Annotated in this window: 19 protein-coding genes and 2 tRNA genes; 7 read left to right on the top strand and 14 right to left on the bottom strand. The window is 62.1% G+C overall.

Annotated elements, in window-relative coordinates; translation table 11 throughout:
• Window positions 1–115: 115 nt before the first annotated feature.
• The 5 genes from clpP to ACOOE1_RS03095 form a co-directional block, all read right to left on the bottom strand.
• The gene (gene clpP, locus ACOOE1_RS03115; RefSeq protein WP_420404886.1) at window positions 116–757 is read right to left on the bottom strand and encodes an ATP-dependent Clp endopeptidase proteolytic subunit ClpP; all 642 of its coding nucleotides are present in this window, start codon (window positions 755–757) and stop codon (window positions 116–118) included.
• Window positions 758–840: 83 nt separating this feature from the next.
• Window positions 841–2,346, bottom strand: coding sequence for a trigger factor (gene tig / locus ACOOE1_RS03110; RefSeq protein ID WP_420404885.1), 1,506 nt, complete (start codon window positions 2,344–2,346; stop codon window positions 841–843).
• Between the two features lie 61 nt (window positions 2,347–2,407).
• Window positions 2,408–2,492, bottom strand: a tRNA-Leu gene (locus tag ACOOE1_RS03105).
• Between the two features lie 86 nt (window positions 2,493–2,578).
• Entirely contained in the window at window positions 2,579–4,024 is a 1,446-nt protein-coding gene (locus ACOOE1_RS03100) for a malonyl-CoA decarboxylase (protein WP_420404884.1), read from the bottom strand.
• A 32-nt stretch (window positions 4,025–4,056) separates the two neighbouring features.
• Window positions 4,057–5,535, bottom strand: a complete 1,479-nt coding sequence (locus ACOOE1_RS03095) for an NAD(P)H-hydrate dehydratase (protein ID WP_420404883.1) — start codon at window positions 5,533–5,535, stop codon at window positions 4,057–4,059.
• A 135-nt stretch (window positions 5,536–5,670) separates the two neighbouring features.
• On the opposite strand from ACOOE1_RS03095, the gene ACOOE1_RS03090 reads away from it, so the two are divergent.
• Entirely contained in the window at window positions 5,671–6,087 is a 417-nt protein-coding gene (locus ACOOE1_RS03090; RefSeq protein ID WP_420404882.1) for a DUF423 domain-containing protein, read from the top strand.
• Here the strand turns inward: ACOOE1_RS03090 and ACOOE1_RS03085 are convergent.
• Together ACOOE1_RS03085 and ACOOE1_RS03080 are read right to left on the bottom strand one after the other, a co-directional pair.
• Window positions 6,066–6,142: transfer RNA gene (locus tag ACOOE1_RS03085), tRNA-His, on the bottom strand. The genes ACOOE1_RS03090 and ACOOE1_RS03085 overlap by 22 nt on opposite strands.
• A gap of 93 nt (window positions 6,143–6,235) precedes the next feature.
• Window positions 6,236–7,399 (bottom strand): aminotransferase, encoded by a 1,164-nt coding sequence (locus ACOOE1_RS03080; protein ID WP_420404881.1) that lies wholly within the window; start codon window positions 7,397–7,399, stop codon window positions 6,236–6,238.
• A gap of 181 nt (window positions 7,400–7,580) precedes the next feature.
• On the opposite strand from ACOOE1_RS03080, the gene ACOOE1_RS03075 reads away from it, so the two are divergent.
• The 3 genes from ACOOE1_RS03075 (at window position 7,581) to glnA (ending at window position 11,138) form a co-directional block, all read left to right on the top strand.
• Window positions 7,581–8,747: a pyridoxal phosphate-dependent aminotransferase gene (locus ACOOE1_RS03075; RefSeq protein ID WP_420404880.1), complete on the top strand. Its 1,167-nt coding sequence runs from the start codon at window positions 7,581–7,583 to the stop codon at window positions 8,745–8,747.
• A 444-nt stretch (window positions 8,748–9,191) separates the two neighbouring features.
• A complete protein-coding gene (locus ACOOE1_RS03070; RefSeq protein ID WP_193180346.1) occupies window positions 9,192–9,530 on the top strand; it encodes a P-II family nitrogen regulator in 339 nt (112 codons plus the stop codon).
• A 198-nt stretch (window positions 9,531–9,728) separates the two neighbouring features.
• Entirely contained in the window at window positions 9,729–11,138 is a 1,410-nt protein-coding gene (gene glnA / locus ACOOE1_RS03065) for a type I glutamate--ammonia ligase (RefSeq protein WP_420404879.1), read from the top strand.
• A gap of 138 nt (window positions 11,139–11,276) precedes the next feature.
• On the opposite strand, the gene ACOOE1_RS03060 is transcribed toward glnA, so the two are convergent.
• From ACOOE1_RS03060 to ACOOE1_RS03045, 4 genes are all read right to left on the bottom strand, one after another.
• Window positions 11,277–12,149, bottom strand: coding sequence for a DMT family transporter (locus tag ACOOE1_RS03060; RefSeq protein ID WP_420404878.1), 873 nt, complete (start codon window positions 12,147–12,149; stop codon window positions 11,277–11,279).
• Window positions 12,150–12,255: 106 nt separating this feature from the next.
• The gene (locus tag ACOOE1_RS03055) at window positions 12,256–12,891 is read right to left on the bottom strand and encodes an AAA family ATPase (protein ID WP_420404877.1); all 636 of its coding nucleotides are present in this window, start codon (window positions 12,889–12,891) and stop codon (window positions 12,256–12,258) included.
• Window positions 12,892–12,944: 53 nt separating this feature from the next.
• Window positions 12,945–13,337 carry a hypothetical protein gene (locus ACOOE1_RS03050; RefSeq protein ID WP_420404876.1) on the bottom strand — a complete coding sequence of 131 codons (393 nt, stop codon included), beginning with the start codon at window positions 13,335–13,337 and terminating at the stop codon, window positions 12,945–12,947.
• A 63-nt stretch (window positions 13,338–13,400) separates the two neighbouring features.
• On the bottom strand, window positions 13,401–13,796 hold the full coding sequence (locus tag ACOOE1_RS03045) for an acyl-CoA thioesterase (protein WP_420404875.1): 396 nt from the start codon (window positions 13,794–13,796) through the stop codon (window positions 13,401–13,403).
• Between the two features lie 104 nt (window positions 13,797–13,900).
• Between ACOOE1_RS03045 and parE the strand changes: the two genes are divergently transcribed.
• The 3 genes from parE to ACOOE1_RS03030 all read left to right on the top strand — a co-directional run bounded on the left by parE (window position 13,901) and on the right by ACOOE1_RS03030 (window position 17,901).
• The gene (parE, locus tag ACOOE1_RS03040; protein WP_420404874.1) at window positions 13,901–15,907 is read left to right on the top strand and encodes a DNA topoisomerase IV subunit B; all 2,007 of its coding nucleotides are present in this window, start codon (window positions 13,901–13,903) and stop codon (window positions 15,905–15,907) included.
• 233 nt (window positions 15,908–16,140) lie between these two features.
• Window positions 16,141–17,568 carry a DEAD/DEAH box helicase gene (locus ACOOE1_RS03035; protein ID WP_420404873.1) on the top strand — a complete coding sequence of 476 codons (1,428 nt, stop codon included), beginning with the start codon at window positions 16,141–16,143 and terminating at the stop codon, window positions 17,566–17,568.
• 90 nt (window positions 17,569–17,658) lie between these two features.
• Window positions 17,659–17,901, top strand: coding sequence for an Lrp/AsnC ligand binding domain-containing protein (locus tag ACOOE1_RS03030; RefSeq protein ID WP_420404872.1), 243 nt, complete (start codon window positions 17,659–17,661; stop codon window positions 17,899–17,901).
• Window positions 17,902–17,924: 23 nt separating this feature from the next.
• On the opposite strand, the gene ACOOE1_RS03025 is transcribed toward ACOOE1_RS03030, so the two are convergent.
• The 3 genes from ACOOE1_RS03025 to pepN form a co-directional block, all read right to left on the bottom strand.
• On the bottom strand, window positions 17,925–19,148 hold the full coding sequence (locus ACOOE1_RS03025; RefSeq protein WP_420404871.1) for a pentapeptide repeat-containing protein: 1,224 nt from the start codon (window positions 19,146–19,148) through the stop codon (window positions 17,925–17,927).
• Window positions 19,149–19,274: 126 nt separating this feature from the next.
• A complete protein-coding gene (locus tag ACOOE1_RS03020; RefSeq protein WP_420404870.1) occupies window positions 19,275–19,937 on the bottom strand; it encodes an aspartate/glutamate racemase family protein in 663 nt (220 codons plus the stop codon).
• 4 nt (window positions 19,938–19,941) lie between these two features.
• Window positions 19,942–22,608 (bottom strand): aminopeptidase N, encoded by a 2,667-nt coding sequence (gene pepN, locus ACOOE1_RS03015; protein WP_420404869.1) that lies wholly within the window; start codon window positions 22,606–22,608, stop codon window positions 19,942–19,944.
• Window positions 22,609–22,628: the final 20 nt, after the last annotated feature.

The following is a 22,628-nucleotide window of genomic DNA, read 5'->3' as shown; positions in this document are numbered from 1 at the left end:
CACAATGTGAAAAAATCACAAAGCAAACGGCGACGTTGCGCGGCCTTGGTCGAAGCGGACCGCCGGGAGGCCCCGTCAGCCATCATCGACGGGGCCGGATCCGCGTTCCGAGCGGTCAGCTCTTGCCGGAGTCGTCTTTGCTGTCGACCGGCCGTTTTTCGACGACTTCGTCGATCAGACCGAATTTCTTCGCTTCTTCCGGCACCATGAAATTGTCACGCTCCATCGCGTTTTCAATCTCGTCGAGTTTGCGCCCGGTATGGTGAACATAGATTTCGTTCAGGCGCGCACGGGTGGCCAGGATTTCACGGGCATGGATCTCGATATCGGTCGCCTGCCCCTGGAATCCGCCGGAAGGCTGATGGATCATCACCTTCGCATGCGGCAGGCAATAGCGCTTGCCCTTCGCACCAGCGGTCAGCAGCAAGGAGCCCATCGATGCAGCCTGGCCGATGCAGACCGTGGAGACATCGGGACGGATATATTCCATCGTGTCGTACATCGCGAGGCCGGACGAGACGACGCCGCCCGGCGAATTGATGTACATCGAGATATCCTTGGTCGGGTTCTCGGCCTCGAGAAACAGGAGCTGGGCACAAACAACGCTTGAAATGGCATCGTTGATCGGACCGACCACGAAGATGATCCGCTCCTTAAGCAGGCGGGAGTAGATATCGTAGGCCCGCTCCCCGCGATTGGTCTGTTCGACCACCATGGGAACCAAGGAGTTCATGTAGATCTCTGCGGGATCATGCATTTCAGTCGGCCTTCTCGGGTTACGTCGCGCTCGGGTTAGTGCAGATCATATGGGGCTTTTCGCCCCATACAACACCCCCCCCTTTATGCGTCGTCGGAGTCCTTCTTGGCGGAGTCCTTCTTCGCGGCGGTCTTTTTCGCGGGCGCCTTTTTCGCCGTCGCCTTCTTCGCGGCCGGTTTCTTGGCCGCGGCCTTCTTGGCAGGCTTCTTCTCCGCGCTATCGCCTTCGTTCTCCCCCTCTTCCTTGAAGAGGTCCTCCGCGCTCACCGTCTTGTCGGTGACCTTGGCCATCTCGACGATGAAGTCGACGATCTTGTCCTCAAGCAGAGGCGCCCGGATGTTGGCCTGGGCTTGGGCATTCTCCTGGTAGAACTGCACCACCTGCTGTTCCTGGCCCGGATACTTCGTGGCTTCCTGATAGATCGCCCGAGCCACTTCCTCGTCCGTGATGTCGATATTGTTCAGACGGCCGACTTCCTGCAGCAGAAGGCCGAGGCGGACCCGGCGCTCGGCAATGCCGCGATACTCGGCCTTGTCCTCGTCGCTCAGCCCCTCGTCGGCGGCATGCTCGTGATGATCGTGGTCATGGTCATGGTCATGATCGTGGTCATGATCGTGATCATGCGCCTGCGGCTTCACTGCATTGCAGATCGCTTCGTATTCAGCATCCACCATGCCTTCCGGAACACCGAAATCGTGCTTGCTCTCGAGCGCGTCGAGCAAAGTCCGCTTAAGCTTGGCACGCGCGGCATCGGCATATTCCTGGGACAGCTGGCCCTTGATCGCTTCCTTGAGCGTATCGAGATCGTCCATGCCGAACAGCTTGGCGAACTCGTCGTCGATCACCGGGTCGGTGGTCTCGCGGATCTCGGTGACTTCGGTCTCGAACACCGCTTCCTTGCCGGCCAGCGTTTCCTGACCGTAATTCTCCGGGAAGGTCACCTTCACGTCGATCTTGTCGCCCGCATTCACGCCGACGAGCTGCTCCTCGAAGCCCGGAATGAAAGTACCGGAACCGAGCTCCAGATGATGGCCCTCGGCCGCGCCGCCGTCGAAGGCAACGCCGTCGACCGTGCCCTTGAAGTTGATGACGACGATGTCGCCGTCCCTGGACTTGCGCTTCCGCTTCAGCGGCTCGGAGGTCTTGTGCTGCGTGGCAAGCTTGCCGATCGCCTCGTCAAGCTCCTTGTCGCTGGGCTCCGCCGTCAGCCGCTCAATCTCGAGGGTCGAGAAATCGACCGGCGTGATCTCCGGCATGATGTCGACGCTGAGATTGAACTCGAGATCCCCGCCTTCCTCGAAGGAGGTGATTTCGATCTGCGGCTGCGTTGCGGCACGCAGCTCACGCTCTTCCAAAGTCTTCTGGGAGGTCTCGTTGACCGTTTTTTCCAGGACTTCGCCCATCACGGAAGGACCATAGCGCTTTTTCAGAAGCGCTACGGGCACCTTGCCCGGACGGAAACCCGGCATGCGGATCGTCGGGGCGAGCTGCGTCAGGCGCGCATCGACCTCGCCGTTGATCGTCTCGGCGGGAATCACGACCTTGAATTCGCGCTTCAGGCCTTCGGAGGAAGTTTCGGTAACCTGCATTGGTTTTGCTCAATCTGCTTCGTCTGCGTACGCCCACGATCTTGCGCCATGGTCGGCCCGGTGGTGCGGGTGAAGGGACTTGAACCCCCACGGCTTTCGCCACCAGAACCTAAATCTGGCGTGTCTACCAATTCCACCACACCCGCAGACCGCTGACGTCCATGGAGGCGCCATGTCGTATTGGACCGGCATGGCTATCCGAACCGGGGGAGCGCGTCAACACTTATGGGTTTCAGTCTCGAACGAGGGGTTTCATCGAAGAGGAAACGGCAATTTTCCCGGAAGCGGAATAGGCCCCGCTGTTACTCTCGATGTCAGACAGACGGTAGAGATAATTGATCATCATCCCATGCGCCTGGGCGAGCCCTTTCGTCGAAGTATCGCCGAGCCAGTTGAGGCGCTCCATCCGGGCACCGTTCGAGAGATGAAAATGCGCGACCGGATCCTTCGCCTTGCCGTCCGGACGGCGTTCTGAGTAGAGGTAGCGGGCAGCCAGCCGCGTGACAGGCCCCTTCAAGGCCGCCGAGAGATTCTCGTCCTCGAACCATTTCGGCCGGCGCAGCGCGTCGGCCAGCAACGCTCCGTCGGTTTCTCCGTCAACGATCTGGGCGAGCGCCTTGCGTTCCGTGTTGGTCAGCTCGAACCCATTCTCCTCAAGCGTCTTCGCACTCCATTTCGCCAGCCCCGGAATCGGCGAGAGCGTGGCGAATTTTTTCAGGTTCGGGAAATCGTGCTGCAAGACCTCGACCACCCGCTTGATCAGGAAGTTGCCGAAGCTGATCCCGACCAGCCCTTTCTGGGCGTTCGAGATCGAGTAAAAGATCGCTGCCGTGGCCGCTGATACGTCGCCCTTCGGCGCATCTGCGTCGAGGATGTCATGAACATTTGCCGCCATGTCCGGCAGCAGAGCAACCTCGACAAAGATCAGCGGCTCGTCCGGCATCGCCGGGTGGAAATAGGCAAAGCAGCGCCGGTCGGAATCGAGCCGGTTCTTCAGATCGTCCCAGGAGCGGATCTCGTGCACCGCCTCGTAGGCGATCAGCTTTTCCAGAATGGCCGCCGGACTTTCCCAGGTGATCTGCTTGAGTTCGAGCAGACCGACATCAAACCAGGCCGAGAGCATGTCCTGAAGGTCGTCGGAAAGCGCCTTGATGGCGGGCTCGCTGCGCGCATGCTCAAGCATCACGACACGCATATCGACGAGGAACTTCACGCCCTCAGGCAGCGTCGTGAAACGCTTCAACAAGCGGCGCCAGCGCGGCTCGAGCGTCCGGCGGAGTATCGCTTCTGCCTTCGTCCGCGCACTGTCATCCTTGGCCGAGCGGACCCCGTCCATCGCCTGATCGACCTCCTCGCGGTCGACCCCGTAGTTTTCCGCCAGCAATTTCAGAAAACGCAGCTGCCCCGTCGGATCGAGGGCGAGGTATGTCCGTCCGAGCCCGGCCGCGCGGGCCCGCACGGAGACCTCGTCAGATCGGACCGTGAGGCAATCCTCCATCTGCTGATGGACGCGCTCGAGATCCTCGTCAGGGAGTTCCGGGCGCGGCAGCCCGGTGATCATGTAACGGGTCGAATCCGACAACCCCGACCACGCCTGGCGCAGGTTGGAGAGGGTTCGGTCGATGAAGCTGGTCGGTTGATCGTTTGGCATGGCGTAAAGATGGCGCAGCTTAGCCACGCCTTCAATGATCTCTTGATGACTCCTTGGTGTCACCTTGTCGCAGCGAGGAGCGCGGAGAGGAGCGCGGGGAATTGCTCCGGCAGGTCCTCTGCAATCAGGCCGGGCCCGAACCGGTCCGCCGCCGCGCCGTTGATCCAGACCGCCGCCGCGGCGGCCTCGAAAGCCGGCATTCCCTGCGCGAGCAGTCCGAGAATCGATCCGGCCAGGACATCTCCCGTACCCCCGGTCGCGAGCCAGGCTGGCGCATTGCAGTTGATGGCGACGCGGCCGTCCGGGGCGGCAATGACCGTGTCCGGCCCTTTGTGCACCAGTATGGCGCCCGTCTCGCGCGCCGCCGCCCGCGCCCGCTCGAGCTTGCTGCCAGCCAGCCCGGGGAACAGACGCCGGAATTCGCCTTCATGCGGCGTCAGTACGACCGGCCCTTTGATGAGATGCGACAATCCGGCCGCATTTCCCGCCCAGACCGTGAGGGCATCGGCATCGAGAACGACGGCCTTGCCGGTCCTCAGCGCCGCGGCGGAAAAAGTCCCGGTACGCCCGGTCACGCCATGGCCGGGACCGAGCAGGACCGCGTTCTTGCGCGGATCGGCGAGAATCGCCTCGAAATCCGGCAGCTCTTCGACGGGCAGAACAATGGCACCGGGCGCGTCGGCGGCGTACAGGGCGCAGTCTTCCGGCGCGGCAGCGACACTCAGAAGCCCGGCGCCGATCCGGCGTGCCGCCCTGGCCGCGAGCCGCCCTGCCCCGGTCATGGGGCCGCCGCTGACGACCGCATGTCCCCGGGTGTATTTGTGGCTCTCCGCTCCGGGTTTCGGATACGTAGCGCGCCAGAGAAGCGGGCCGTTCTCGGCGCACTTCGGAGCGATTTCCCGCAGGACGTCCGGAGCAATCCCGATATCGGCGACCACCAGTTCCCCCGCGAGTGCACGCCCGGGAAGAAGAAGGTGTCCGGGCTTCTTGCGGAAAAACGTCACCGTCAGGACGGCCGGTAGCGAGATGCCCCGCACCGACCCGGTATCGCCGTCGACACCACTTGGCATGTCTATGGCGACGGCGCGCAGAGTTCCGGCGTCGATACGTGCCTTCGCCGCCGCGAGAAACTCGAAAGCGGCCCCGTCGATGTCCCGCGCAAGACCTGCCCCGAACAGCGCATCAACAAGGAGCTCAGTGCCTTCAAGGAGGGACGGATCGATGCTCAGAGCCGCGCCATCCCAAGCCGCCGCAGCCAGAGCCGCATCGCCTTTCAGCGCTGCCCGCCGTCCCAGCAATGCGAGTTCGACCTCCCATCCCGCCGCGCGCAGCTCACGGGCGACGACAAAACCGTCGCCACCGTTGTTGCCAGGGCCGCAGGCCACCAGGGTCCGCCGGGGCGAAAACCGCGCCAGGATCGCATCCGCAACCGATTTCCCGGCCGCCTCCATCAACTCGGTGCCCGGCACCCCGGCCGCGATCGTCCGCCGGTCCGCCTCTCCCATTTCCGAGACGGTGAGCAGCGCCAGCTCGTCCACGTCAACTCTCCCCACTCCGGCGCCGGCCCGGCAACTCGCCGCAGCCCCGCACTTGTCATGGGCGAAGGATATGCCGAGAGTCAGAAGCTTGGAATGCGCTTATCCGCCTCATCCGTGACCGGCTTCGGACCTCAAATGACCAATCTGACACGAATTCTCTGGCTTCTCGCCGGACTGCTCGGCTTCTCCGCCGTCGCCCTCGGCGCCTATGGCGCGCATGCAGCCGGGTTCGATCAGCTCGCTGGCGACCGCTTCACAACCGCCCTGCTCTACCACCTCGTTCATCTCGCCGGGCTGACGGCGGCCCTGATTCTCGCCGGACGCAGTGCGGTCCGGCTGCCGCTCGGCAGCGCCCTGCTCTTCGTCGCAGGCATCCTGTTCTTTTCGGGATCGCTCTATGCAAGCGCCTTCAGCGGCGGGACGACGACAAGCGCGCTCGCGCCGCTCGGCGGCACCTGCCTCATGGCCGGCTGGCTCGCGCTCGGACTTGCGGGTGCGCGTTCGGTCGGAAAGGAAGTTCAGGGGGAGAATGGGGCGAGTGATGGGTCTTGAACCCACGACCTCCAGATCCACAATCTGGCGCTCTAACCAGCTGAGCTACACCCGCCACATGTTCGCTCGCGTGACCGCGAGGGCCGTTTACCTACTGTAACACGGAGAGTCCGTCAACCGATTTACCGTGCGAATTGACCGGCAATCTCTAACCACCCAAGTGAGCGGCGAGCCTGGCGACGGCGTCGTCCAGAATGGCGTCCTTCTTGGCAAAACAGAAACGGATGAAATTCTTCGGCGCCTCGCCGTGAAAGAACGCGCTGACAGGCACCGCCGTCACGCCGGCCTCTGTGGTGATATGACGGCAGAACGCGACATCGTCGCCGTCAAACCCGAGCCTGGAAATATCGACGAACTGGAAGTAGGTGCCTTCGCACTCGACGCAGTCGATCCCGTTGATCCTGCCGAGTCCGTCGGCGAGCCGGTCGCGCTTCGCCTGCATGGAGTCGCGCAGCCCGTCGAAATAACCGTCGTCCTGCTCGAGCCCGAAAGCGACCGCGCGCTGCAGGTTTGGTGCCGTGGTGAAGACAAGAAACTGATGCGCCTTGGCGATCGGTTGCAGAAGCTCCGCGGGCGCGGTCAGGTAGCCGACCTTCCAGCCGGTCAGCGAGAAGGTCTTGCCGGCCGAACCGATACGCACCGAGCGTTCGCGCATGCCCGGCAGCGTCATCAGCGGATGATGACGGCGACCGTCGAAGGCCATGTGTTCGTAGACCTCGTCGCAAACCGCGTAGCAGTCGTGTTCGATCACCGTCTCGGCAATCGCTTTCAGTTCCTCTTCGGTAAACACCTTCGAGGCCGGATTCATGGGCGAATTGAGCACCAGCAGTTTGGTTTTCTCGCTGAAAGCTGCTTTCAGCGCCGCAACGTCCAGTTTCCACTCCGGCGGTCGCAGGGTCACAACGCGGGGTACGCCTCCGGCGCGGCGTATGATCGGCAGATAGCAGTCATAGGTCGGCTCGATCAGCACGACTTCGTCGCCGGGCTCGATCAGGCCGAAGAAGCACGCGGCAAGGCCCTCCGTCGCTCCCGTGCTGACCATGACCTCGGTCTGCCAGTCGACATCAAGTCCGTAGAAGCGCCTGTTGTGCGCCGCGACAGCCTGGCGGAGTTCCGGGACGCCGAGCATCGGCGGATACTGGTTCGGACGATCGAAGAGAAACTCCGATGCTTTCTTCAGCACCGGGTCCGGACCGAGATCGTCCGGAAACCCCTGACCGAGATTGATCGACCCATGTTCGATCGCCAGCCGCGACATGACCTCGAATACGGTCGTTCCATAAGAGGAAAGCAGACTGTTCGCAGGCTTCATCAGGGTCACTCCGGCAAGGGCCCAAGCATGGAAGAGGAAGGCGATTAGCCCAAGGTCGCGCCCTTGGCAAGGTTTCCCGGTTCCACGCGGCGAAACGGCAGATTGTGAGTATCAGGCGTCGCCGCTATAAGGTCGCCGGAGACAACAAGAATTTGCCGAAAAATTCGGAAGGAACAGGGACATGACGAAGCTGGCGGAACGGCTCAACCATCTCGGGACGGAAACGGCCTTCTCGGTGCTGGCGCGGGCCAACCAACTCGCGGCCGAGGGAAAGAGCATCATCAATCTCGGCATCGGTCAGCCGGATTTCCGCACTCCCGACAACATCGTCGAAGCCGCGGTCAAGGCGCTGCATGACGGGCATCACGGCTACACGCCCGCGAACGGTATCCCGGTCCTGCGCGAGGCGGTCGCCGCCAATCTCGAGAGGCGTCATGGCGTGGCGGTCGATCCGGCCCGCGTGCTCGTGGTTCCCGGCGGCAAGGTCACGATGTTTCTGGCGATGATGATCTTCGGCGAGGCGGGCACGGAGATCATGTTCCCCGACCCGGGTTTTCCGATCTACAAGTCGGCAATCGAATTCTCCGGCGCCAAGGCGGTCTCGATCCCGCTGCGCGAGGAGAACGGCTTCGCCTTCTCCGCCGAGGAAGTGCTCGCCGGAATCACCGAACGGACCCGCCTGATCATCGTCAACAGCCCGGCAAACCCGACCGGCGGCGTCGTGCCGCGGGAAGAATTCGACAAGCTGGTCGCAGGCCTGCAGGCCTGGCCGGACGTCGCCATCATGAGCGACGAAATCTATAGCGAGATGCTCTATGACAACCGCGAGCATGTCAGCTTGCTGCAGTATCCCGAGATCGCCGACCGCCTGATCCTGCTCGACGGTTGGTCGAAGACCTATGCGATGACAGGCTGGCGCCTCGGCTACAGCATCTGGCCGAAAGACGTCTTCCCGCACGCCGAGAAGCTCTGCGTCAACATTCATTCCTGCGTCAACGCCGCGGCCCAGTATGCCGGTCTCGAGGCCCTCACCGGCCCGCAGGACCCGGTCGGAAAAATGCTCGAGGCATTCGACGCCCGGCGCAAGGTCATCGTCCGCGAACTGAATCAGGTGCCGGGCTTCCGCTGCATCGAGCCAGGGGGCGCATTCTATGCCTTCCCCAACATCGAAGGCACCGGCATGAAAGCACAGGCCTTGCAGGAGAAACTGCTCGAGCAAGCCGGTGTGGCGGTGATCGCAGGCACCAGCTTCGGCGGCCATGGCGAAGGCTATCTGCGCTTCTCCTATGCCAATTCGACGGAGAACATCGTCGAGGCGATCAAGCGCATCAAGGACTGCCTCGCCTGACGCGGCCCGGAGCGCATTGTCACCGGCGCCGCCGGAAACATCGTGCTGGATCCTGCCAGGCGGCTCCGGCGGCGCCTTCGGCGACGGCGGTAGCTTCATCACGTCGGCAGATCGGACCGGAACGACCGGTCCCGACGCGGGAATGACGGCATGCGCTCCTGGCTGAAAACTTCGGGCCATGAAAACGCCGAGGACGGATTGTCACCGAGCATCTGATGCCCGCATCGAAAGGGTGACACCATTCCGGCGCCGCACAATTGTTGGCGCCCAAAAATTAGGCAGGCGCTCAGAAATTACGCAACCAAGCCCTGCGAAACTCCAGACCCGGTTTAAATAACGAAGAAATTTCAATATATTAAGAAGCAGCCGATGCTTGGCACAGAGTGTGCTATTACCGGCTACGTGACCCGAACAGCGGGACATCAACAGAAGAGCACTGAAGCAATGAAAAAAGTCGAAGCCATCATCAAGCCCTTCAAGCTCGACGAAGTGAAGGAAGCGCTGCATGAGGTTGGCATCCAGGGAATCACGGTTACCGAAGCCAAGGGGTTCGGACGCCAAAAAGGGCATACCGAACTGTACCGAGGAGCCGAGTACGTCGTCGATTTTCTCCCCAAGGTGAAAATCGAGGTCGTGATGGAGGACTCCCTGGTCGAGCGTGCTGTGGACGCCATCCAGTCCGCAGCCCGCACCGGCCGCATCGGCGATGGAAAGATCTTCGTTTCCGGGGTCGATGATGTCATCCGTATCCGAACCGGAGAATCCGGGGGCGATGCCCTTTGACAGGGCTATGAACCCGTTCCGCCTTCACGGGTGGAACGAAACGCCCGTTCTGACGTCAGACGGGTAGACAAATGGCAGGGATGCCCTTGAGGCACCGCCGAAACAGGGACGCACCGCCGGCGGCGTTGGGTCAACCAGGCACAGGTTGGCCAAACGCCGATAAGGCACCGGCCCGTAAAGTAGTCAGGAAGGAAGACTATGTCTGATGTGAATGCCGTAATGAGCATGATCAAGGAACACGATTGCAAGTTCGTTGATCTGCGCTTCACAGATCCGCGCGGCAAGATGCAGCACGTGACCCAGGCCATCGAGACGATCGACGAGGAAAGCCTCACCGAAGGCTTCATGTTCGACGGCTCCTCCATCGCCGGCTGGAAGGCGATCAACGAGTCCGACATGGGCCTGATGCCGGACCTGTCCACGGCCCGCGTCGATCCTTTCTTCGCGCAGCCGACCCTGATGCTGTTCTGCGACATCCTGGATCCGATCACCGGTCAGCCCTACGATCGCGACCCGCGCTCGACCGCAAAGGCCGCTCTGAACTACCTGAACAGCCTCGGCCTCGGCGACACGGCCTTCTTCGGACCGGAAGCCGAGTTCTTCGTGTTCGAGGACGTGAAGATCAAGACCGGCAGCAACATCGGCTACTACGAACTCGACCACCCGGAACTGCCGGCCAACTCCGCCCGCGCCTACGAAGAAGGCAACATGGGTCACCGGCCGGGGGTCAAGGGCGGCTATTTCCCGGTCCCGCCGGTCGACAGCGAACAGGACCTGCGCAGCGAAATGCTTGCGGTAATGGGTGAAATGGGTGTGCCGATCGAAAAGCACCACCACGAAGTCGCTCCGGGCCAGCACGAGCTCGGCATGAAGTTCGGCACCCTGCTCGAAACCGCCGACGCGCTGCAGCTCTACAAGTACGTCGTGCAGAATGTCGCCCACGCCTACGGCAAGACCGCGACCTTCATGCCGAAGCCGATCGCCGGCGACAACGGCTCGGGAATGCACGTGCACCAGTCGATCTGGAAGGACGGCAAGCCGCTCTTCGCAGGCAACGGCTATGCCGATCTTTCCGAGATGTGCCTCTACTACATCGGCGGCATCATCAAGCATGCGAAAGCCATCAACGCCTTCGCGAACTCGACGACCAACAGCTACAAGCGTCTGGTTCCGGGCTTCGAAGCTCCGGTTCTGCTCGCCTACTCCTCGCGGAACCGCTCGGCCTCCTGCCGAATCCCGTTCGTGAACAGCCCGAAGGGCAAGCGCGTCGAGGTTCGCTTCCCGGACGCCGCCGGCAACCCGTACCTGACCTTCTCGGCGATGCTGATGGCCGGCCTCGACGGGATCCAGAACAAGATCCATCCGGGCGACCCGATGGACAAGGACCTGTACGACCTGCCGCCGGAAGAGCTGGCCGAAGTTCCGACCGTCGCCGGCAGCCTTCGCGAGGCCCTGGAATGCCTCGATGCGGATCGTTCGTTCCTGACCCAGGGCGATGTCTTCACCGACGACCAGATCGATGCCTATATCGAACTGAAGATGGAAGAAGTCATCACGTTCGAACAGACCCCGCATCCGGTCGAATTCCAGATGTACTACTCCGTCTAAGGCGGTCCGGCGACCGGAACATCCTGGTCGCCGCGTCTTGAGACAACATCAAGTCCTCCCGCCGGCGAGCTTATGGCCGGCGGGCGGCTTCCTCCCAAAACTCGGGCCGCCTCGTGCGGCCCGTTCTTTTTATGAGCATCAGGCGGTGCGAGGACGAATGAGAGCGATCGCCAGTCCGCTTGCCACGATCATTGCCCCACCGGTCAGCAGGTGCAGGTCCGGCACTTCGCCGAAGAAAAGCAGGCCGAACAAAGCCGCATAGAGCAAAGTGCTGTAATAAAACGGCGCGATGAAGTTCGCCTCGCCCGCGGCGGCCGCCTTCAGAAAAAGCAGCTGCCCGGAAACCATGATGGACCCGACCCCGACGAGATACGGCATCTGCTCCACTGTCGGCAATTGAAGGACGGGCAGTGCCGCCAGGCCGGAAATGATCAGGCCCGCGAGATTATTGATCGCGAGAATTGTGAGCGGCCGGTCGGTCTGCGCCAGGATGCGGATCGTGACCACTTCGGCCCCGACGAGAACGGCGGACAGCAGCGCGATCACGGCACCCGCCTCGAAGACACCGGCACCCGGCCGGGTCATCACCACCACGCCGGCAAGCCCGACCGCCGCCGCCAACCAGCGCAGCGGTACGAGTTTCTCCTTCAGCACCACGATCGCGAAAACCATCGCGAAGATCGGACTCGTCCAGGCGATCGCCAGCGCGTCGGCGAGCGGCATCATGCCGACCGCGGCAAAAGAGGCGGCCACCCCGCCGGCGCCGAACACCACCCGCACCCCGTGCTTCAGCGGGATTGTCGTCCGGAATACCGTCCGGCCGCTGCGAAGCGCGAAGGGAAGCAGGGTGAGAAACCCGAACAGGAAGCGCGCAAAGGCGATCTGGAGCGGATGCAGGTCCGGCCCGCCCTCCAGCATCTGCACGCCCTTCGCGCAGGCATTTGCGCCCGCAAAGAAGGCGCAGGACAAGACGACAAGAAGAGCCGTCTTCAACGCAGATCCCGTGGCCATGGTCCTGTCCCGTTTCCCGTAATGCCCAAGCATCATCCGGGCCCCGCGAGGTTCGGGCAACGAACAATGGAAGCCGCGCCGGATGAAGAAATGTTCAGCGCCTGGGTCAGCCGCCGAGACGGGTTTCCTCGATGAAATCGATCAGCGGCTGCAGATCCATGACATGCTCGTATGCGCGCCGGCTCGATAGTTCCATGATCGAGCTTCCCTCGGCAGCCGCCTGGGCGAATAGCTGCGTGTCGCGCAGGGTCGCGACTTTCGGGAACCCGAGGTCCCGGAGAAACCGTTCCAGTCGTTCCGCCGCCTTCGTCCGCAAGCGGACACGGTTTCCGACGAACGCGACCGCGCGCTTGTTCTTGCGTATCGGCTTCAACCCCGAGAGCTGATCCATGAAGTGCCGGGTCCCGTCCTCGTCGAATGCCGAGGGAAGAACCGGAATGACGATGACGTCGGCCTGTTTCACCACGTCCTTGACCACGTCCCGGCTCATCGCCGCAACGCAGTCCACCACCAGGATTTCCGTTTTCTTGCGCGGCTTGGCGCCCTCTTCTTCGAGATCGACGCCCCGGATCTTCGGGAGCTCCGCCGACCGGCGCCGGAGCCAGGAGAGCGAGCTCTGCTGCAGGTCGAGGTCGCCGAGCGCCGTGTCCAGGCCCCGGGCGGCGTAGTGAGCCGCCAAGGTTGTTGCAAGCGTCGTCTTCCCTGCACCGCCCTTGGTGTTCGCAACTGCGATGGTAAACATCGTTCCTCCGTCTCTTTTCCCGGCGCAGGGCCGGGCAACTGCTTCGGCAGAGATCACGGAAGATCGACTTCGAAACTCCGGCCGCCTTCACCATGCTCACTGTCGCGCGCCCTGACGATCACACGGGTCAGACCGTCCGGAACAGCGACGCCGGAGAGCGACCGTGTGAAAGGCTGCTCGTCGACATGCGGGTGATAGAGCACACGCTCGCCGAGCAAAGTCCCGTCCGGCGCGAGCACAGTCCAGGCATTGGCATAATGATCCCATCCGGTGTCGGCATGACGCACGGTCACGTGGAACGTAAAGGTGCCGTCGGAGGCGCGCTCGACACGGACCTCTTCGACATCCGCCTCTCCGGCGAAAACGGTACCCGCTCCTGGAAACAGAAACAGCGGCAGAACCAAGGTGGCGGCCCGGACCGGACCGCACCGACGCAACTTGAACATAGCGATCTTCTCGCCCTCATATGCGCACAAAGTACGCTTTTCGAGAGCCGGATGCAACCGGCCTCAGATGCTTTCCAGCTTCCGCTTCCGGCCACTCGCGTCAAGGGCGACGAAGGTGAATTGGCCCTCGGTCACGAGAACTTCATCGAGGTGATATTCTCCCGAGCGGATCGCCCAGGCTTCGATCTTGTAGGTCAGTGAGGTCGTGCCCTGCTTTTCGAAACTGGCATAGCAGCAGAGTATGTCGCCGACCTTCACCGGCTTGTGGAAGGTCATCGCCTCGACGCCGACTGTCGCGACACGACCTTTCGCACGTTGCGCCGCGGCCGTGCCCCCGGCTATATCCATCTGACTGAGCACCCAGCCGCCGAAGATGTCGCCGCTCGGGTTCGTGTCCGCGGGCATGGCGATGGTGCGGACCTGCAGGGTCCCAATGGGCTGTCTCTCGTCTTGCGCCATAACCACTCCTGATTGCTTGGCGAGCACGGACCATATCTTGTAGTATTTGGCCGAGCGACTACAGGATAATCGCATTTTCTGACCGTCGAGGACGCATTCGCCACATGTCGGACCTGTTCCAAAGCAACGCTGCCCGCAACGAAGACGACTATTCCGCCAAGGATATCGAGGTGCTCGAAGGCCTCGAGCCGGTCCGGCGGCGGCCGGGCATGTATATCGGCGGCACGGACGAACGGGCGATGCATCATCTGGTCGCGGAAGTGCTCGATAACTCGATGGACGAAGCGGTTGCCGGATTCGCGAGCCGGATCGAGATCGACCTTTCGGCCGATATGACCGTGACGATCCGCGACAACGGCCGCGGCATCCCGGTAGATCCGCATCCCAAATTCAAGGACAAGTCGGCGCTGGAAGTCATCCTGACGACCCTGCATGCGGGCGGGAAATTCTCCGACAAGGTATACAGCACCTCCGGCGGGCTGCATGGCGTCGGCATCTCCGTCGTCAACGCGCTGTCGGACGAGATGGAAGTCGAGGTCGCACGCGAGAAACAGCTCTTTGCACAACGTTTCAGCCGCGGCGTTGCGCAAGGCAAGCTCGAGAGCCGGGGCGCGGTGCAGAACCGGCGCGGCACAACGGTGCGCTTTCATCCCGACGCAGAGATCTTCGGTCGCGCCCGGTTCCGTCCAGCACAGCTCTACCGGATGGCCCGCTCCAAAGCGTATCTGTTCAAGGGCGTGGAGATCCGCTGGTCCTGCGACACCGCCCTGATCGGCGACGGAGACGACACGCCGGCGGCAGCGACCCTGCATTATCCGGGCGGACTTTCGGACTTTCTCACCAGCACGCTCGGCGATCGTGCGCTGATCGGCGAGGCCTTCGCCGGCGACAAGGACGAGAGCGAAACCCGCGAACGCGTCGAATGGGCTGTAACCTGGCCGGACGACAATGACGACGGCTTCATGCATGCCTATTGCAATACCATCCCGACACCGAACGGCGGAACGCACGAGGCGGGCCTCCGAACCGCCCTGCTTCGCGGAATCCGCGCCTATGCCGAGATGGTCGGCGGGCAAAAGAAGGCCGCGCAGATCACCGCGGAAGACGTGATGAGTGGCGCCTGCATCATGCTCTCCGTCTTCGTGAAGGACCCGCAATTCCAGGGTCAGACCAAGGAAAAACTGGTCAGCGCCCATGCCACCAAGCTGGTCGAGCAGGCGGTGAAGGATCATTTCGATCACTGGCTCTCCGCCACTCCCGAAACCTCGAACCGGCTGCTCGAGCGGATCCTTGAACGGGCGGAGGACCGCCAACGCCGGCGGCAGCAGAAGGAGGTCTCGCGCAAGACCGCGACCCGCAAGCTGCGGCTGCCCGGCAAGCTCGCGGACTGCTCCAGTTCCGATACCGAGACGACGGAGATTTTTCTGGTCGAGGGCGATAGTGCCGGCGGTTCGGCGAAGCAGGCGCGCGACCGCAAATCACAGGCGATCCTGCCGCTGCGCGGCAAGATCCTGAACGTCGCGAGCGCGTCCTCGGAGAAATTGCGTGCGAACCAGGAGCTTTCAGACATCTCCCTCGCTCTCGGCTGCGGCTCGGGAAGCAGCTACAACGCCGACAATCTGCGCTACGGCAAGGTCATCATCATGACCGACGCCGATGTCGACGGGGCGCACATCGCGTCGCTGCTGATGACATATTTCTTCCGCGAGATGCCGAAGCTGGTCGAGGAGGGTCATCTCTACCTCGCGCTGCCTCCGCTCTACCGTCTGACCCAGGGCACGAAATCGGTCTATGCCCGGGACGATGAACACCGCGAGGAACTGATCCGCACCGAACTCACCGGCCGCGCGAAGATCGAGGTCTCCCGCTTCAAAGGGCTCGGCGAGATGCCGCCGGCACAGCTGAAGGAAACCACGATGGATCCGGCGAAGCGCATCCTGCTGCGGGTTTGCGTGCCGCCATCGCTGAAGACCGCGGATCCGGCCGGTGATGATGCCGAGGCCCGCCGCCTGCTGGAGCAGACCGTCGAGACGCTGATGGGTCGCAAGCCGGAGCTTCGCTTTCAGTTTATTCAGGAGAATGCGAAGTTCGTTACCGACCTCGATGTTTGAGGCCGCTGCGCTCTTTTGTTCGGGAAAACGATGCTCCCGATTAGTTACACAAATATTACCGCGCCATTGTTTGGATATTGCGGTGGTCGAGAAAACATGGCTGCAATGCGCAGTTTCAGCCATCTCTTTGTTGACAGCGCGCGCCGTCCACCTAATATCCGCGTCATCTTCGCGCCAGGCACAGAGACAATAAACAGTGCCTCTTGAGACAACGCGATAAAATAGGCGGTACCTTGACGTTTTCAGACCTTGGACTTAGCGACGCGGTCGTTTCCGCGGTAACCGACGCCGGTTACACCACGCCCACTCCGATCCAGGAACAGGCGATCCCTCACGTGCTCATGGGCCGGGACATTCTCGGCTGTGCCCAGACCGGTACCGGCAAGACCGCGTCCTTCACCCTGCCGATGATCGATATCCTCGCGGCCGGCCGGGCCAAGGCGCGCATGCCGCGCTCTCTGATCCTTTGCCCGACGCGCGAGCTGGCGGCCCAGGTCGCGGACAATTTCGTCAAGTACGGCAAGCACAACCAGCTCAGCATGGCGCTGCTGATTGGCGGAGTAGCCTTCTCCGAGCAGGAACAGAAGCTCGATCGCGGCGTCGACGTCCTGATCGCGACACCGGGCCGTCTGCTCGACCATTTCGAACGCGGCCGCATCCTGCTTACCGACGTCAAGGTGCTGGTGATCGACGAAGCCGACCGGATGCTCGACATGGGATTCATCCCCGATGTCGAACGCATCGTCAGTCTGCTGCCGCGGATCCGCCAGACGCTGTTCTTCTCTGCGACGATCTCCAAGGAGATCCGGAAGCTCGCCGACGCTTTCCTGATCAACCCGAAGGAAATCACCGTCGCCGCAGCCTCCTCGGCTGCCGAGACCGTCAAGCAGTCGCGAGTCAAGGTGTCGTCAAAGGACAAGCGCGCCGCGCTGCGCAGCCTGATCGACAGCGAGAAGCCGACCAACGCGATCATCTTCTGCAACCGCAAGCGCGATGTCGGCATCGTGCACCGCTCTCTGAAGCGCCACGGCTACAATGCGGTCGAGCTGCACGGCGACATGTCGCAGCCGGACCGCATGAAGACCCTGCAACGCTTCAAGGACGGCGATGCCGACCTGCTCTGCGCCAGCGACGTCGCCGCCCGCGGACTCGACATCGCCGGCCTCAGCCACGTCTTCAATTTCGACGTCCCGACTCATGCGGAAGATTACGTGCACCGCATCGGGCGCACCGGACGAGCTGGACGGGACGGACGCGCCTTCACATTGACCACGTCCGAGGAGGAGAAATACCTCCAGGCGATCATCAAGCTGATCGGCAAGGATATCCCGGTCTACGAGATCTCCGGTTTGTCCGAAAACCGGAGCGGTCAGAACGCGGACGACGAACAGCGCGGTGAGAGCGCGGACGAGAAAAAGCGCGGCGACAAGCGCGAACGGAGCGGCCGCAGAAAGCCGCGTTCCCGCGGCGGTCGTGACCGGACCGACCGTCCGGAAGAGACCCCGGCGGAAGGATCCTCAAAATCGACCGACAACGTTACGGAGTTTCCGACCAAGGAATCTCGGCCGGCGAAACGTCGTCGCGCGCGCGACGAGGATGCCGACATCGAGCCGGTCGTTGGCCTCGGCGATCATGTTCCGGCGTTTCTGCTCCGGAAATAGCTCGGCGGCACCCGGTCTTCGGCACCGCTTGATTTCGTCGCTCTTTTCGGAAACGATCAAAGCTTATCTGTTCTCAGCTCCGGGCCTCCGATGCAGACGATCTTCGTTCAGGTTAAGTGCGAACTAGGCGAGGCCTATAATGTGGCCGACGCCGCGATCATGGACTTCGAAGAAGTTTCCGAAGTGCATTCGACGTCCGGGCAATATGACCTGATGATGAAATGCTACCTACCGGACGACACCGATATCGGCCGTTTCGTCACCGAGAAGATCCACAGCATCAAGGGCGTGAAGGACACCTTCACGATCATCACCTTCAAAGCGTTCAGCTAGCGAAGCGTTCAGAGAACAGCCGATCAGGTCTCCTGCGGCTCAATCTCCTGATCGGATGCGCCGTCGACGGCTTCAAAAACGGCACCGTCGGTAATCGACGTCTCGAACGAAACACCGTCAAGGCGCGCACCGTCAAAATTGGTGTTGGAACAGATCGTCTTTTCGAACGTTGCACCGTTTAGGGTCGCGGGGAAGCGGACGACACGCCGGTCACCGCGGGTGCTCAGTACGTTGACATAGCCGAGATCCGCACTGGCGATGTTCGCCATCGTCAAATCGGCTTTCATCAGTATGACGCCGCGCATATCGGCATGCATGAAGTTCGTGTTCGACAGGTTGGCGCCGGTGAAATCCGCCATCGTCAGGAACGAGCTGCCGAAATTGCATCTCTCGAGATTGGCCCCGGCGAATTTCGCAACGCTGAGATCCGCGTTGCGGAAATCGAGCCCGCTCATATTTGCTCCGGAGAAATCCGCCTGCTCGCCTTCCTTGCCGTCGGTCGCCAGCCACTTCATGTGCTTCTGAACCTTGAGCTTGAGGCTGTCCTCCAGATCCCGAATCCCGAGAAATACGCGGCAGTTGTCGAGCCGCGCGCCCTTCATGTCGCACACCGAAACGTCGACATTGCGGAGGACGGCGCCTTCGAGGTCAGCGCCCCGCAGACTCGCTCCCTTGAGATTCGTCCCCGCCATCACGGCGTTCTTCATGCGCGCGAGCTCGAGATTGGCACCTTCGAGATCGGCGCCGGAGAGATTGACCGCAACCAGTTCGGCCTCGGACATGTTGCTGTTCCGAAGCGATGCCCCCTCCAAATTGGCTTCCGTGAGGTTCGAGCGTGCGAAGTTCGACTTGTCGAGCACGGCATCCGACATGTCGACGCTCTGCGTGCGTTTCAAACCCGCATCGCGGATTTCACCCGGCCGCATGTCCGCTTCGCGAAAATCGGATCCGCCAAGGCGCGCCCCGGTGAATTTCGCACCGCGCAGATCCGCGCGAAAAAAGTTCGAGCCGGCAAGATTCGCCCGGCGCATCACCGCGCCGAACAAATCGGCACCGGAGAAATCGCCACGGACAAACGCGGCGCCGGTCATGTCGACGCCGGAAAGCAATGCGTTGTGTAACTTGGCGTTGGGCGAGCGCAACCCCTTAAGGCTTGCGTTTCTCAAATCCGCACGCTTGCATCCCGGCACGCCATCAAGGTAGCCCCGATGGAGGACGATTATTTCTTTAAGTGCTGCTTCATCCATCAAGTAAGAATTCCGGCGCGGCCCTAAGCGGATCTATACCATAAGGTAATAGAGCGTTCATTTTTCCGATTTTTCAAGCACTAAAGATTACAATAGCACCCTCATTTAAATCGAATTGTATTGATTTCATAAGGATTTTATCAGCGTATTGGTTAACGCATTACTAACCGCTGCCTGAGTCGGGTCGATAACGGGTATAGAAAGCTCTTCTTCGAGCGACTCCCGGTAGCGGGCCATGCCGGCGCAACCGAGGACAACGGTCTGGGCGCCGTCCTTGTCCCTGAGCTCCTTTCCCGTCTCGACGAGGCGCGCATAGGCCCTGCCTTCGTCGGAGAGCTCGACGACCCCGAGCCCAAGCGCGCGTTCGCCGGCCAACCGGGATTCGAACCCGAGCGCCCGGATGTAGCGCATATGTCGCGGGATCGAACCTTGCAGAATGGCGATCACGCCGAACTTTTCCCGAATACTAATGGCCCGCAGCATCCCGGACTCGGCGATGCCGAACACCGGCTTTTCTGTCGCCTCGCGCGCGGCGTGGATACCGGGATCGGAATAACAGGCGATGACGAATGCCGACGCGCTGTTGGCGCGGCGCGCGACGATGTCGCGGACCTGGACCGCTGCGAGATCGGCATCCGCCTGGCTTTCGACACCGGGAGGTCCGTCCGGATTCGTCAGACATTCGATTTCGGGACCTCCGGGGACACGCAGACCATCGAGCGCCTCGCTCATTGCCCTGGTGACGTCCTCGGTGCTGTTCGGATTGATGACGACGATCGGATCACTCATGACGTTACTCTTCTTCCCCCAGGCCTTTGACTACCAGTTCCGTGACGTCGGGCGACAAGCCCGGATGGCGCCGGATGCGCGCCAGACATTCCCGCATCATGCGCTGGCGCGCCGCGTCATAACGCTTCCAGCGGGTAAGAGGCGCGACGAGCCGCGCCGCGATCTGTGGATTGAGCGTGTCGAGCCGGATGATCTGATCGGCGAGAAAGCCGTAACCCGAGCCATCGGCGGCATGAAAATGCACCGGGTTCCCGCTCGCAAAGGCGCCGATGACGGCGCGCACGCGGTTCGGCGTGCCGAAATCGAACTTCGGGTGGTCCAGCAATCCCCTGACGGTTCGCAGCGTGTCCGGCAGCGCACTCGTTGCCGACAGGGTGAACCACTTGTCGAGCACGAGCGGGGTCTCAATCCAGCGGTCATGGAAGGCGGCCATCGCAGTCTCGCGCTCGGGGCACGCGACATTGTTCAGAGCCTGCAGTGCGGCTATGGACTCCGTCATCGTCGTGGCCGTGGCGGACTGACCGGCGGCGAGCGCGCGCCCGCCAGCGTCGCCGCTTGCCACGAGGTAGCCAAGCGCGAGCGCCTTGAGCGCCCGCGTGCCCATCGCCTCGGTCGACATGTCCTGCGGCGCAAAGGCGCCCGACAAACGGTCGTAGAGCGTTCGCCAGAGTTCCGCGTGACGCCCGCCGATCTCCCTGCGCGCCGCGTTCCGCGCCGCGTGTATGGCGTCCGGGTCGGCGGGCAGCATCGCATCGGCGAGCACCGTTTCCCCGGGCAGGGTCAGCAACTCGGCGGCAAATGCCGGTTCGATTTCCGCATCCTGCAGGATCGCCGCGACCGCATCCAGGAAGTCGTCCCCGAGCACCGGCTCGTCGTCGCCCTTCTCTGCGGCGGCGATCACTGCCCGGGTAAGGTAACTCTGCCCCGCGTCCCAGCGTGCAAACGGATCATCGTCATGCCGGAAGAGGAAACAGTCCTCGGATTCATCGCGGCTCGTGCGCAGTCGCACCGGGGCGGAGTATCCGCGCAACAATGACGGCACCGGCCGTTCTTCCACATTCTCGAAGACAAACTCCTGCTCCTCCGAACTGACGGGCAGGACACGCGAGATCGGTGCCGCACCGCTGTCATCGCCGCGCAGTTCCAGTGGAAGTGCCCGGCCGTCGGCTCCGAGCAACGCCATCGAGAGCGGTATCAGCATCGGTTCTTTTTCCGGCTGACCCGGGGTCGGCGGAAGGATCTGTCGCACCTGCAGACGCGCGGTCCGGGACGACGGGTCATGTTCCAGACTGACCTCCAGTTCGGGCGTGCCGGACTGGCTGTACCAGAGCCGGAATTGTTCGAGGTCGACGCCGCTTGCATCCTCCATCGCGGCGACGAAATCCTCGCAGCGCACCGCCTGGCCGTCATGGCGCTCGAAATAGAGATCCATGCCCTTGCGGAAGGCTTCGGCCCCCACAAGTTCGTGGATCATCCGGATGACCTCGGCACCTTTCTCGTAGATCGTTACCGTGTAGAAATTGTTGATCTCGAGATAACTTTCCGGACGCACCGGATGCGCGGTCGGGCCCGCATCCTCGGGAAACTGGACACTGCGCAGCAGGCGCGCATCGGCGACCCGCTTGACGCCGCGCGAATGGGTATCGGAGGTAAATTCCTGGTCCCGGAACACTGTCAGCCCTTCCTTCAGGCTAAGCTGGAACCAGTCCCGGCAGGTCACGCGGTTTCCCGTCCAGTTGTGAAAATACTCGTGCGCGACAATGCCTTCGAGGCGCTCGAAGTCCGCGTCCGTCGCGGTCTCGGGATCGGCCAGAACGAACTTGCTGTTGAAGATGTTCAGCCCCTTGTTCTCCATCGCCCCCATATTGAAATGGCTGACGGCGACGATCATGAAGAGATCGAGATCGTATTCGAGGCCGAAGCGCTCCTCGTCCCATCTCATCGACCGTTTCAGGCTGTCCATGGTATGGGCGCAGAGATGCTCGTTGCCGTGCTCTACATAGACCCTGAGATCGACGTCGCGCCCCGACATTGTCCGGAAACTGTCGCGGACGCAGGCGAGGTCCCCGGCGACGGCGGCGAAAAGATAGGACGGTTTCGGGAACGGGTCGTTCCAGACGGCAAAATGACGTCCGCCGTCGAGCGCGCCGGAATCCACGAGATTTCCGTTTGAGAGCAGCACCGGGAAACGGTCCGCATCGGCTTCCAGGCGTGTCGTGTAGACTGCCATCACGTCCGGCCGGTCGGGAAAATAGGTGATCCGTCGAAATCCCTCGGCCTCGCACTGGGTGCAATACATGCCTTCCGACATGTAGAGCCCCTCGAGCGCCGTGTTGCGTTCTGGCTCGATCGCGGTGACGGTTTCAAGCGTGAAACTGTCGGGGACGCCCGAAAGGAAAAGCTTGTCGCCCTCAATCCGGTAATCCGCTTCCGCAACCGCGGCGCCGTTCAGCGCGATGGACAGAAGACTTAATTCCTGCCCGTCCAGTCCGAGCACTGTGGAGGTGTCCGCGGAATCGGGATTCCGCCGTCCCGTGAGCGTACAGGCGACGGTCGTTTCACCGTCACGCAGATCGAAATCCAGCGCCACCGTGTCGATCAGAAAAACCGGCGGCGCGTAGTCGGCAAGTTTCTTCACTTGGGGTCCGGCGGCGTTCTCGACGCGTGTCATGTCAACTCCAGGTCTCGCGG

This window comes from Nisaea sp., from assembly GCF_965216895.1.
Lineage (GTDB): Bacteria > Pseudomonadota > Alphaproteobacteria > Thalassobaculales > Thalassobaculaceae > Nisaea.
Note: the sequence above shows the minus strand (reverse complement) of the source record. Positions and strands in the feature narration are given on the sequence as shown.